The organism is Bacterioplanoides sp. (assembly GCF_965219715.1).
In the GTDB taxonomy this organism is placed as follows: domain Bacteria; phylum Pseudomonadota; class Gammaproteobacteria; order Pseudomonadales; family Oceanobacteraceae; genus Bacterioplanoides.
Map to the genome: position 1 here is coordinate 4,128,945 of NZ_OZ244785.1, position 13,304 is coordinate 4,142,248.

Here is a 13,304-nt window from a genome sequence, read left to right on the forward strand (position 1 = left end):
TGTGCCCGCAACATCCTGTTGCTGCTTTAAAAAACACGACTGTGTGCCTGGCAGCATAGAATATTGAAGTATTTTCAAAACAGCCGCATGGAGCGGCGTGTCCAACTCAGGATGCAGGGATGCTCCTTGAGTTAGGTGTGGCTGAAAATATTTTGATGTTCTATGCAAAGACTAAAATTCAGTGAAATAAAAAACGGGCGCTGTTTTCACAGTGCCCGTTTTTTATTGAGACTTTGAAGAAAAGCTGATTACAGCATTTCAATCGCAACGGCTGTTGCTTCACCACCACCAATACACAGAGCGGCAACACCTTTTTTACCACCGGTGTTTTTCAGCGCGTTCATCAGAGTAACGATCAGGCGAGAACCGGTAGATCCAACCGGGTGACCCTGGGCACAAGCACCGCCGTAGATGTTTACTTTTTCAGCATCCAGACCCAGATCGATGATAGGCATCATCGCAACCATTGCGAACGCTTCGTTGATTTCGAAAACATCAACGTCGTCTTTAGACCAGCCCGCTTTATCCAGAACTTTCTCGATTGCGCCAACCGGAGCAATGGTGAACTCAGATGGGTGCTGAGAGTTGGTGCTGTGGGCAACGATGCGAGCGATTGGCTTCGCGCCTTTTTCTTCAGCAGTACTTTCACGCATCAGAACCAGAGCAGATGCACCATCAGAAATAGATGAGGCGTTAGCTGCGGTTACAGTACCGTCTTTCGCGAAAGCAGGGCGCAGAGTTGGGATCTTCTCGATGTTAGCGTTGAATGGCTGCTCATCGTTATCAACAACGGTTTCGCCTTTACGGGTTTTAACGGTTACCGGAACGATTTCCGCGTTGTTCAGGCCTTCTTCAATCGCTTTCTTAGCACGAGTCAGAGAGCGGATGGCGTATTCGTCCATTTGCTCACGTGTGTAGCCTTTCTTATCGGCAACTTCCTGGGCAAATGCGCCCATCAGTTTGCCGGTTTCTGCGTCTTGCAGACCATCCAGGAACATGTGGTCTTGTGGAGCCGGGCCTGCACCCATGCGGTAGCCGCCACGGGCGCCTTCTAAAACGTAAGGAGCGTTAGACATAGATTCCATACCACCGGCAACGGCGATATCAACGGTGCCTGCTTTAATCGCATCGTGAGCAAACATGGTTGCTTTCATGCCTGAGCCACACAACTTGTTGATGGTGGTAGCACCGGTTGCATCCGGCAGACCTGCTTTGCGCATGGCCTGACGGGCTGGGCCTTGCTTCATACCCGCTGGTAATACGCAGCCCATGGTTACATCTTCAACGTCAGCTTTGTCGATACCTGCGCGGTTGATTGCTTCTTCAATAGCAATCGCGCCCAGATCTACCGCTGGAACAGAGCTCAGGCTGCCCATAAAGCCGCCCATTGGTGTACGTGCGCCGCCAACGATAACGACAGAATCTTGCTTAGACATGGATTTCTCCTGACATTTGACCTCAAAAAAGTGGCGACATATTAGATCAAGGTCTGATGAATTCACAGCCATAAGAAAAATAAAACGCTCGTTTGAAGATCGGAAGTGTGGCGCAAATAGTCCTGAAATATTGTAGTTGCTGAAGATTTGTACACGGATTGAGCAATTGCTCGCAGATGGGTGCCTGTGTCTGGGAAAAAGGTACCAGCAGGGCTGGCGGGGCTGGCATCTTTGACTAAAGTGGTGTTACGTACAGATACAAAATGACCTGACCTCTACTACTGAATCATACTTTCGAGTGATGAGGGTGTTAGAGGGCAACATTATAGTCAGTGCATATCTTTGGGGCAGGTCTGCTCCGATAGGTGCACCAATAACCATAAAAAACACAGAACAGGTAGCAATATGGTGAAGAAAACGCTTCTCAGCCTTGCAATTGCAGCAACCGCCGCAGGAATGGCAGGCTGTCAAATCAGTAGTGTCGAAGGTAATAATAAAGTCGATCAGACAGCAGTTCAGGCAGGTGACCCAACCTTGGGTGGCAAAGCCGCTGATACTGTTAGCCCAATTTTCTCGCCGGCAACATCTCAGCTGCCACTTGCGAATGACCTGATTTACGCAGCCAATAGCGGCACTGGCGTTGTTGCAGGCGTAACCCCAGGTGCTGACGGTACTGCTGATATTGCAAACCCGGAGTCTAATCCGGTTAAAACCGCGATTAATGATCTGGATGGTTTCTCCACCATTGCTCCAATTGACATTCCTCTTAACGGACTTCTTGAGTCCGATTTAAGTGCAAATGGCAAAGTTTTATTGATCCCGCTGCGAAATGCCAGTAATGAACCTTCTGTCGGAACCACCCCCGTCGATCCTCTCAACATTCGTACAATCGTCGATGTGGCTGGGTTACAGGCTGCTGTAGCAGCTGGAAATACTGCCGCAGCAGCAGGGATTATCAGGAAGTCTCTGAATCCAGGTATGTTCAATAGTCAAGGCAATCCAGACTCAAGTCTCCCTGGATTTCCTCAATTCGATTTGAGTCAAGTGATTCTGAAAACGCCAACAGGTCAATCTGTTCCGCATCTCAGAATTATGCCTAAAAAGCCATTGCTACCTAAAACAAAATATGTGGTTGCGCTTACTAATGAATTGCGTGACTCATCAGGTCAGCCCTTGACTGAGCCGACCGAGTACACATCGTTAACAGGTGACGGAAGTTTATTCTCTCCTCGCCTTTCTGCGGTTCGTGACTTGGTAAAATTAACCGAAAACATTGCAGGCGGTTTCTATAGCTTGTCGAAGCCGGGTGGTAACGCAGGGGATATCATTCTTTCTTATGCATTTACTACTGGTGGTACTACCGATGTACTGAAAGCGATGGCTGCACCTGAAACATTCATTGTTGGTGGTTCCATTGCGGAAGCGGAAGCTAAAGTTCGCGCCGGTGTTATTGCTACTAAGGCAGATGACGAAACTGATGCTGCTGTCGCCGCTCGAGCCGAAGCTTCGTTGAAACAGGTTGCAGCAGGCGTTGCTCAAGCGGTTAGTGCACGCCCAGATGTCGATATCGATCATACAGCTGATAATGTTATTGCTTTGGTAAAAGCCAATGCAATTGCTGCGGACGCATACAAGAATGCATTGCGAGGTCAAATTACCGGTAAAATTGCAGCAGCGCTGCCTGGTCTGAATGCTCTGGTAGACTCCCCTAAAGCGCGTACATATACCGAAATTCCTGGGGTTGCTGTTCCATTTACGTCGTTACTGACATCGCAGATTACTCCACGTGTTGAAGCTCAGATTACCGATATTGCAACTGGTGAAGGCGCTATTACTAAATCTGTCGTTGACGGTGGTGGAAGTGCAGCGGCAGCGGCGGCTCAACTTGATGCCATCGCCGGTCAGGTTGCAGTAAAAATTAATGAAGCTCAGGCCGGCACTCTGCCAACTACTGATGGTGCGACAGTACGACCTATCCTGAAGGCAAGCGAACAGTTAGCTCCACAATATCTTGCAGGCTTACGAACAGCTATTGTAACAGGGCAGGTAAATGCTCTGACCTCGGGTGGATCGATCCGTCAGGGTGGCCTAACGATGCCGAATTACCTCCCTGATGCGGTAGTGGGCACAGCAGATGGTGCTTTGGGAATGTGGCGAGGTAGCGATGCTATTTCTAAAGCATTGAGAAATGGCCTGGATGCGCCACGTGATAAAGACGGCACTGCCAATGTTAGTTACCGTTTCCCATTCGCAAACAAGGTTGGTAATTCAATGTTGCCGGTGATGGCGACATTACCTCCTGCTAGCTGCGACCCTGATGGTGCAGGCCCAGCTCCTGCTATTGCGAAGCCTGCAGACGGTTGGCCTGTAGCAATCTACCAGCATGGTATTACTGTTGACCGTACAGCAGGGTTACTTGTAGGTAATGCACTAGCTAAGCAATGTATCGCTATGGTTGCTATTGACCATGTAGCACACGGTGTTGCTCCTCTGGACAGCGCTGGTGTGAATAGCCGAGCTCTGTTTAATGTCGAGCAGGTTGCATCTGAAACAGCTGAAATCGCACAAAAAGCCAGCCCATTTGCTTTTGCTGTTAATGCTTTAGTGAAAGCTAACCCTGATCATGCTCTGAAAGATTTAAAAGAACGTCACAACAACATTGCTAAAGGTAAGGCAGCGGCTGATAAAGCGAAGCCTGGTATTGCAATGGTCTTTAAATATGACGATGCAGGTAAATTGGTTGAAGCTGAGTCGGTGGGAAAATCTGCTGATTTGTATATCAACCTACAGAACTTTGGTCGTACCCGCGATCATATCCGCCAGACTGTTGTTGATCTACTGAACTTAAATGCTTCGATTGGTAGCATGGATGTTGATGGAGATAACTCTAATGACTTCAACGCTGACAAGGTATTTTTCATTGGTCACTCATTAGGTGGCATTGTTGGAACGACCTTCCTTGCAGTTAACAACGATCCTGATGTTCAAAAATACAACACAAACCTTAAACCTGTAAAAGCTGCTGCACTGGGCAACCCAGGTGGTGGTATCGTGAAGCTGTTGGAGAACTCGCCTGGTATTGGTGCTCAGATTCTTGCGGGCTTGGCCGGTAATGGCCTGAAGCAAGGTGACGCTTCTCTGGAAACATTCTTCACTGTATTCCAGGCAACTATTGACTCGGGTGACCCGATCAACTTTACCTCTACATTAGAAGGGATGCCGGTTCTGGTGTATGAAGATGTGGGTGGATTTAAAGAAAATGCGGATGCCACTCCGGAGCTTTCTGACCAGGTTGTACCGAACAACGCCTTAAATCCATCACAGCCAAGTGCACGTTCTCTGCTTGCTGGTACCGATCCTTTAGTCACTCAACTTGGTATCACCGATAAGCTGACTAAGCCAGTTGCTGATGCAGTTAAGGTTAATAACCCAGGACCAAACGGAACCGGTATTCTGACCAGCAGCGATGTATTGCGTCAGAACGTTCGTATCTCGAAGGGCACGCACAGCACCTTCTCGTCAGCAGACCCGCAAGACGTTTTTGCTGAAGAGTACATGCAGATTGTGACCTTCTTTGATGCTTATAATGCAGGGGCTGAATACAAGTCACTGCTGGTGAAAGATACGAATGTACTAGAGGTGCCAGCGCAATAAGCGCTGGTCTCAGAGTTAGCGGAATTTGGAGACAATAATGAAAAGAAAAGCATTCACATTGAACGCCCGCAAACTGCCTCTGGCTGTTGCAATTGGTGTATTAAGTGCCGCAAATGCGCATGCAGTTGAATTTAATTTTGGTGATCTGAGTGCACAGTGGGATAACACCGTGAGTTATGGTGTTGGCTGGCGCTTGGAAGAGCCAGGTTCGCACCAGATCCACCCTGGCAATGGCGCTGCAACTGGCAACAAGGGTAAGGGTTCATCGTATAACTACGACGACGGCACCCTGAACTATAAAAAGGGTGATATCTACACTCATGTTGTTAAGTGGAGCTCTGACCTTGAGATCAACTATGACAACTACGGTGCTTTCTTCCGTGCTCGTGCATACTACGACGCGGCAATCATGGATCAGGATACTGACTTTAAGCCACTGATTCAGGAAACTAAGGACGCTGCCGGTAAAGGTGCTGAGCTGCAGGATGCGTACGTTTGGGCAGATTACTATCTGGGCGATACCCCTGTTAGTTTACGTTTAGGTCGTCAGGTTGTTAGCTGGGGCGAATCAACCTTTATCCAGGGTGGTGTTAACAGCATTAACCCGGTAGATGCGTCTGCATTTCGTAAGCCAGGTGCTGAAGTAAAAGAAGGTTTGTTACCCGTTAACATGTTCTACACCTCGGTTGGCCTGACGGCTGATTTGAGCTTAGAAGCCTTCTACCAGTTGGAGTGGGAAAAAACCCGTATTGACCCATGTGGTACATTCTTCTCTACCAATGATTTTGGTGGTGACGGCTGTGGACCAGTAATCCTGGGCGGCGCCAACGACGAACGCGATATTCTGATTGAGCGTCAGAAAGAGATCGATGCCGGTAAGAAACTTTCGCAACGTACTGCTCCGGTTACTGAGCGTCTGCGTGACGACGAGCCAAAAGACTCTGGTCAATATGGTATTGCCTTACGTTGGTATTCAGAAGCGTTGGGTGACACTGAATTCGGTTTCTATCACATGAACATCCATAGCCGTCTGCCATTTATTAATGGTGGTGTAACTAACTATGCGGCTGCGACGGACCCTCAGACTGGTCTGGTGCAGGGTGATCGCGTTAACCCAAATCCAGACTTCGACACACGCTATCCGGTTTACCAGATCGCCTACCCTGAAGATCTGCAGATTTCTGGTATCAGCTTCGCGACTTCTACCGAAGGCGGTGCTTCGATCTCTGGTGAAATCAGCTATAAGCCTGATGCGCCTATCCAGTGGAATGCATTCGAACTGCTGTTAGCCGGTACTGGCGCGCCATATAGCCGTCTGTATCAGCAGCGTGCCAAAGAAGTTGGCGATGCTAAAAAACTGTACGGCAAAATCGCACAAGGTTATGACGAGTTTGATATCTGGCAAGCACAGATGACATTCATCAAGTTCTATGACCGTGTTCTGGGCGCTGACCGTCTGGCTCTGGTAAGTGAAATCGGTGCTACTTATATCCCGGATCTGCCTGATACAGACGATGCCCGTTATGGTCGTTCAGGTGCTTACGGTATTGGTAATAACGATGGTGTTTGGACTGCAACGCCTGAAATCGCGGCTACCAACTTCTGTACTGCGCCGGGTAGCGGTCAAAATCTGAACACCGATAACTGTACCGACGATGGTTTTGTAACCGAAGTGTCTGGTGGTATCCGCTTGCGTGCAGTTATGGACTTCAACAACGCGTTTGCTGGTGTAAACGTTTCTCCAAAATTATCTGTCGCGTATGACAAAGGCAACGGTCCTGAGCCAGGTGCTCAGTTCCTGGATGATCGCCTGACCACTGGTCTGGGTGTGACCTTTGTTTACCAGAACCAAACGTCTGTTGATATCAACTACACTAACTTCAGTGGCGGTGATTACAACCAGATCAAGGATCGCGACAACATTAGCCTGTCGGCTAAGTACTCATTCTAATAAGAGAAGATCAGGAATATTGAGGTTTAACAACCATGTTGAAAAAACACTATAAAACCTGGGGCGGCGTATTAGCGCTGTCCCTGATGGTAAGTGCTGCGAATGCTGCTGTGGCTCCTGCTGATGCAGCAAAGATTGGTTCTTCTCTGACACCTAACGGCGCTGAGATGGGCGGCAATGGTGGTGAAATTCCAGCCTGGAATGGTGGTATTACCAAGCCGCCAGCTGGTTACACTGTTGGTCAGAAACACGTTAATCCATTTGCCGGTGAAAAGCCTGAGTTTGTAATTACTGCGGCTAACTACAAACAATACGCTGACAAGCTGTCTGATGGTCAAAAAGCGTTGTTCGAAAAATACCCGGAAACTTATCGTATGCCGGTATTTAAAACTCATCGTTCTGCGGCGTACCCTCAGTTCATCTACGATGCAACTAAGAAAAACGCAACGGATACCAAACTGGTTCAGGGTGGTAACGGTCTGGAGAACTACGTAGAAGGTACTCCTTTCCCAATTCCGGCTAATGGTCTGGAAGCTATCTGGAACCACATCGTTCGCTACCGCGGCGGTTCGGTTTCCCGTGTAGTGGGCCAGGCAACCCCGCAGGCAAATGGCGACTACACGCTGGTACGCTTTAAAGACGAATTTACTTTCCGTAATAAGCTGAAAGATTTCGATCCAAGCAAAGACAACAATGTACTGTTCTACTTCAAGCAGGATGTTGTTTCTCCAGCGCGTCTGGCAGGTAATGTTCTGCTGGTACACGAAACACTGGACCAGGTAAAAGAACCTCGTAAAGCCTGGGTATACAACGCTGGTCAGCGTCGTGTACGTCGTGCTCCACAGGTTGCTTATGATGGTCCGGGTACTGCGTCCGATGGTCTGCGTACTTCAGATAACTTCGATATGTTTAACGGTGCGCCAGATCGTTACGACTGGAAACTGATCGGTAAGCAGGAGATGTACATTCCATACAACTCTTATGAGCTGAACAGTGGTGACGTTAAGTACGATGATATCGTTAAGGCTGGCCACATTAATCAGGATCTGACTCGTTATGAGTTACACCGTGTGTGGAAAGTTGAAGCAACCCTGAAAGATGGTAAGCGTCATATCTACGGCAAGCGTGTGTTCTATATCGATGAAGACACCTGGCAAGCAACCGAAATCGATCACTACGATGGTCGTGGCCAACTGTGGCGTGTTGCGGAAGCTCACAACATGATGTTCTACGATACGCTGGTACCTTGGTATGCGGTAGAAACTCTGTACGATCTGAACTCTGGCCGTTACCTGGTTCTGGGTCTGGATAACGAAGAAAACGGTTCTTATGAATTCGGCTTCGAACGTACTCAGAAAGACTACACTCCAGCTGCACTGCGTCGTTCAGGCCGTCGTTAAGCGACACCAGAAATGCGCAAACAAAAAACGGATGCTTCGGCATCCGTTTTTTTTCGCCTAAAAGAAATAACTGAATTTTTTAGTCAGTTCGACTGAGCAGTTTCAGCATATCTAAACACTGAGAAATTCGTGATACTCGCATCAATCGAATAAAAAATTACACGGTGTTTCTCCATGTCTGATCAAACTGCTGAATTACAATTGTTTCGCGATAATGTTCGTCGTTTTATGCAAACTGAAATTGCTCCGGATTACGAGCAGTGGGATAAAGAAGAAATTTTCCCGCGGGAAGTCTGGAATAAAATGGGAGATCAGGGGCTGTTGGCGGTTGATGTTCCGGAGCAATACGGCGGTTATGGCACAAGCTTTCATTTCTCCATGATCATTATGGAAGAGATTCAACGCGCAAACTGCAGTGGCCTTGCCGGAAGTGTAGCGATTCACTCTGATATTGTTGCTCACTATATTGTGAATCACGGAACGGAAGAGCAGAAACAGCGTTATTTGCCGAAAATGGTGAGCGGTGAAATTGTTGCAGCATTGGCAATGACAGAGCCTGGGGCTGGCAGTGATTTACAGGGAATCCGCACCTACGCGAAAAAAGATGGCGATGAATTCGTGATTAATGGCAGTAAAACCTTTATCACTAACGGTCAGCATTGTGACCTGGTGGTTGTTGTTGCCAAAACTAATCTCGAGGCTCCGGGCTCGCGCGGTACAACCTTATTTTTATTGGATACCAGTACCCCTGGATTCCAGCGCGGCCGTAACCTGGAAAAAATTGGTATGCATGCCAGCGATACTTCGGAGTTATTTTTTGAAGACGTTCGTGTACCTGCGTCCGCGGTATTGGGCAATGTCGACGCAGGCTTTGGTGTGATGATGAGCGAATTGCAACGCGAACGCTTAACTCTTGCAGTAGGAGCGGTAGCCGCCGCAGAAAATGTATTGGAAGAAACCAAAACCTACGTGAAAGAACGTAAAGCTTTTGGTCAGGATATTGCGAGTTTTCAGAATACCAAATTCCGCATGGCCGAAATGGCGACGGATATCCGTATTCACCGCTCGTTTGTCGATGAATGTATTGCCAAATTTGAGACCGGTGACCTGGATGTGGCAACCGTCAGTATGGCTAAGTACTCAACATCGGAGATGCAGGGGCGTGTTGCTGATGGTTGTCTGCAACTCCATGGTGGCTACGGTTACATGCGTGAATACGGAGTTGCCCGTGCTTATGTAGACGCCAGGATTCAACGAATTTATGGTGGAACCACTGAAATTATGAAAGAACTGATCAGTCGTGAAGTTCTGAAATAAATAAAAAAGCCCGCGGTTCATAACGAAAGGCGGGCTTTTTTATTCGTCATTGTCTGATCAGAACTTGTATACAGCGCCAAGCTGATAGACCGTTGACGCATCTTTATTAATGTATTCAGCGCGAATATCAAATTGTGGAATCAGCTGAAATGCAGCACCAACTCCCATAAATAAACCATCATCATCGCCAAAATCGACACCCGCTCGTGCGAGTGCCGAAAGGCGATTATCAATTTCCGGTAAATGTTTTTGTGCCAGCGCGCTCAACCATAATCCGCTGATGTCATTGTTACCAATGAAGTCGCCTGTCTGGCTGTAACCCACTTCAACGCTTGTGTCGACTTGCGGAATATCATTGTTCAGCTCGTAACCGGCAAAAACTGAAAAGCCGGTTGCATCAAGGTTTGAGCTACCAAACGGAGAGTCGATGATATTTTGTGATACGCCACCACCAATGTAGAGCTTATCTAATTGAATCTGGATTTTCTCGTCGTTAGCCGTTGCGCCGAAACTGGCGAGCAGAGCGCTGATAGCCAGAATTTTTTTCATGGGTGTTTCCTTAATTAAAACGAATAAGTTCAATCGCCGGTTCGCGTAAAGCAGCAAGCTGTTCGCGCAGCGATAAAATATGTTGCGACCAGAATTGATGGCTTTCTAACCAGGGGAATGCTTGAGGAAATGCCGGGTCCTGCCAGCGTTGACACAGCCAGGCAGCATAACGGGCAATACGTAACGTTCGTAATGCTTCAACCAGTTGCAATTCCTGCGATGGAAACTGGCGAAACATTTCATAGCCTTCGGCAATCGTCATTAACTGCTGTTGTTGTTCGTGCCGCTCACCGCTGAGTAACATCCAGATATCCTGCATCGCCGGGCCCTGTAGGCAGTCATCAAAATCGACCATGTAGAGCTCTTCGTTACGCAGTAATAAATTTCCGGTGTGTAAATCACCATGCAATCTCAGAGAGGCGAAGCTGTCTGGCTGGTAACGCTGTTGCAGTTCCTTGGTCAGATCTGCCATCAGGGATGTGTACGCTGGATTGTAATCTGGCGGCATCAGATCAGAAGACAATACCTGCTGTTCAGCTAACACCAGGTCGTCAGCACCACGAATGGTGGGTCGATGAATAAAATTGCGGCTACTACCAATATTGTGAAGTTGTCCTAACCAACGGCCAAGCAGTTCCAGATCATTGTCGCTACTGAGCTCTGGAGCATGGCCACCCTGGCGTTTGAAAATCGCAAAATAAAAGCCGGAGTACTCGAACAACGATTTGTCGTTAACAACGATGGGAGCAATCACCGGTAATTCCTGCTGTTGCAGCTCCAGCAGAAAGTTATGTTCCTCCTGGATGCATTCTTTGCTCCAGCGGCCCGGGCGATAAAATTTGGCGATGAGAGGCTGCTCTTCCTCAATACCAACCTGATAAACGCGATTTTCGTAACTGTTCAGTGGGAAAACCCGTGCGTCACAGATGTAACCCAGAGTTTCGATGGCATCCATCACTTTTTCTGGCGTTAAATCGCTATAAGGGTGGCTGGTCATAGGGTCTCACAGGCATTAATAAACTGGGCGCAGTATGCCGCAAAGCCATTCAATTCTCTAACTTGATGAATATTGCTGCGGTGGCGGCGTTCGCGCAAATGCCCAACCACCGACAATATTGGCTCCTTGAGACTTCAGGCATCTGGCAGCAACGTCCATGGTTGCACCGGTTGTCATCACGTCATCAACGATCAACAAGTGCTGTGCGGATAAATCCAGGTTCCCGGCCCGCAAGCTATGGCGAAGATTTTGTTTTCTTTGCGCGCGGTTTAACGTGCGCTGGTCCTTTGCCGGGAGTTTGATCAGAGCATTGGTTATAACCGGAATACCAGTGCTGTGGCTTAAATTGTAAGCAAGCAGCTCCGCGGTGTTGAAACCTCGTTTTACGGTTCGGCCAAAAGATGAAGGGATAAACACCAGGCCATCAACTACGGCTAGCGTCTTTGGCGGTTGTTTCAGCATTAATGCCGACAACTTATTACACCAGATAAATTGCCGCTTATCTTTGAGTTGGTGTAACCAGTTCGAGACCGGAGGTGCATATAGAAAGTGGCAATGGCTGTAATCAAAAGCGGGTGGTGATTTCTGGCAGCGGCCGCAGCGAATCTGATTTTGTGTGCTCAGAGTCGCAGGTATAGGCTCTGAGCATTGGCTGCAGGCCGGCTCCGGCGTGCTCAAATTGCTGTAACAACGTTTGCAGAGAAAAGGCGTAAAACCGACCGCTTCCAGGCAAAGTTCGCACTGGCTGTGGTAATTTAACAGTTGTGTGAAAAATGAGCTGATGTTCTCTCTTATACGATACAAAGTTGACCGCTCCCTGTGAAAACTTAGTATGTATCATTCCGTGAATAATATAGTAGTGATGGCAGAGGATTAACTATGGGTCAGGTGGCTGAATTAAATACCGGCACACGTCATGACTGGACAGTCGCCGAAGTTGAGGCACTGATGAGTAAGCCGATGAATGATTTGTTGTTCGAGGCTCATAGTGTTCATCGCCAGCATTTCGACCCTAACCAGGTTCAGGTCAGTACCCTGCTGTCGATCAAAACCGGTGCTTGCCCGGAAGATTGTGCTTATTGTCCACAGAGTGCGCGTTACGACACCAAGCTGGAAAAAGAGCGCCTGATGGAAGTCGAAGCGGTGATCGAGAAAGCCAAAGCAGCGCAGGCTGCAGGTTCCGATCGTTTTTGTATGGGAGCTGCATGGCGTTCTCCTCGTGAAAAAGACATGCCTTACGTACTGGCGATGGTGAAGGGCGTTAAGGATCTGGGTATGGAAACCTGCATGACCTTAGGCATGCTGGACGAAGACAAGTCTCAGCGCTTGGCTGACGCTGGCCTGGACTATTACAACCACAACCTGGACACCTCTCCGGAATACTACGGTGATATCATTACTACCCGTACTTATTCAGACCGTTTAGAGACTCTGCAAAATGTCCGTGATGCCGGTATGAAGGTATGTTCTGGCGGTATTCTCGGTATGGGCGAGCAGGTTAAAGACCGTGCTGGCCTGTTAGTGCAGCTGGCAAATATGCCCAAACACCCGGATTCGGTGCCGATTAACCAGCTGGTTAAAGTTGCCGGCACACCACTGGAAGCGGAAGGTGATCTGGACCCTCTGGACTTCGTGCGTACCATCGCGGCAGCGCGCATCATGATGCCAAAATCTCACGTTCGTCTGAGTGCCGGTCGTGAAGAAATGACGGAAGAGATGCAGTCGATGTGTTTCTTTGCCGGTGCGAACTCAATTTTCTACGGTGAGTGTCTGCTGACCACACCAAATCCTGCAGCGAATAAAGATCAGGATCTGTTCCGTAAGCTGGGTATTAATTCAGACCACAAAGTGACAAAACAACCCAAAGAACTGGATGAATTGTTGAAGGTGGCCGCTAAGGACGACCCTAACGCGCAGTTCTATGACGCCACTGCGGGCTAGTCGACCATTAGCGAAGAACTTTAACCATATAATTATCAGATCTAACAGAAGCCAGCGAT

Annotated in this window: 9 protein-coding genes; 5 read left to right on the plus strand and 4 right to left on the minus strand. The window is 48.4% G+C overall.

Annotated features, from left to right (window positions below; all coding sequences use genetic code 11):
• Positions 1-248: 248 nt before the first annotated feature.
• Positions 249-1,436, minus strand: coding sequence for a thiolase family protein (locus ACOQOZ_RS19185; RefSeq protein ID WP_420589760.1), 1,188 nt, complete (start codon positions 1,434-1,436; stop codon positions 249-251).
• A gap of 405 nt (positions 1,437-1,841) precedes the next feature.
• On the opposite strand from ACOQOZ_RS19185, the gene ACOQOZ_RS19190 reads away from it, so the two are divergent.
• From ACOQOZ_RS19190 to ACOQOZ_RS19205, 4 genes are all read left to right on the plus strand, one after another.
• Entirely contained in the window at positions 1,842-5,090 is a 3,249-nt protein-coding gene (locus ACOQOZ_RS19190; RefSeq protein WP_420589761.1) for a hypothetical protein, read from the plus strand.
• A gap of 37 nt (positions 5,091-5,127) precedes the next feature.
• On the plus strand, positions 5,128-7,041 hold the full coding sequence (locus tag ACOQOZ_RS19195; protein ID WP_420589762.1) for a DUF1302 domain-containing protein: 1,914 nt from the start codon (positions 5,128-5,130) through the stop codon (positions 7,039-7,041).
• Between the two features lie 35 nt (positions 7,042-7,076).
• A complete protein-coding gene (locus ACOQOZ_RS19200; protein WP_420589763.1) occupies positions 7,077-8,441 on the plus strand; it encodes a DUF1329 domain-containing protein in 1,365 nt (454 codons plus the stop codon).
• Positions 8,442-8,615: 174 nt separating this feature from the next.
• Positions 8,616-9,758, plus strand: coding sequence for an acyl-CoA dehydrogenase family protein (locus ACOQOZ_RS19205; protein ID WP_420589764.1), 1,143 nt, complete (start codon positions 8,616-8,618; stop codon positions 9,756-9,758).
• A gap of 57 nt (positions 9,759-9,815) precedes the next feature.
• Here ACOQOZ_RS19205 and ACOQOZ_RS19210 read toward each other — a convergent pair whose 3' ends face one another.
• The 3 genes from ACOQOZ_RS19210 to ACOQOZ_RS19220 are packed head-to-tail and all read right to left on the minus strand — an operon-like array spanning position 9,816 to position 11,778.
• Positions 9,816-10,307, minus strand: coding sequence for an outer membrane beta-barrel protein (locus tag ACOQOZ_RS19210; RefSeq protein WP_420589765.1), 492 nt, complete (start codon positions 10,305-10,307; stop codon positions 9,816-9,818).
• 10 nt (positions 10,308-10,317) lie between these two features.
• Positions 10,318-11,304 carry a serine/threonine protein kinase gene (locus ACOQOZ_RS19215; protein ID WP_420589766.1) on the minus strand — a complete coding sequence of 329 codons (987 nt, stop codon included), beginning with the start codon at positions 11,302-11,304 and terminating at the stop codon, positions 10,318-10,320.
• Positions 11,305-11,361: 57 nt separating this feature from the next.
• On the minus strand, positions 11,362-11,778 hold the full coding sequence (locus ACOQOZ_RS19220) for a ComF family protein (RefSeq protein WP_420589767.1): 417 nt from the start codon (positions 11,776-11,778) through the stop codon (positions 11,362-11,364).
• A 405-nt stretch (positions 11,779-12,183) separates the two neighbouring features.
• On the opposite strand from ACOQOZ_RS19220, the gene bioB reads away from it, so the two are divergent.
• A complete protein-coding gene (bioB, locus tag ACOQOZ_RS19225) occupies positions 12,184-13,245 on the plus strand; it encodes a biotin synthase BioB (protein WP_420589768.1) in 1,062 nt (353 codons plus the stop codon).
• Positions 13,246-13,304: the final 59 nt, after the last annotated feature.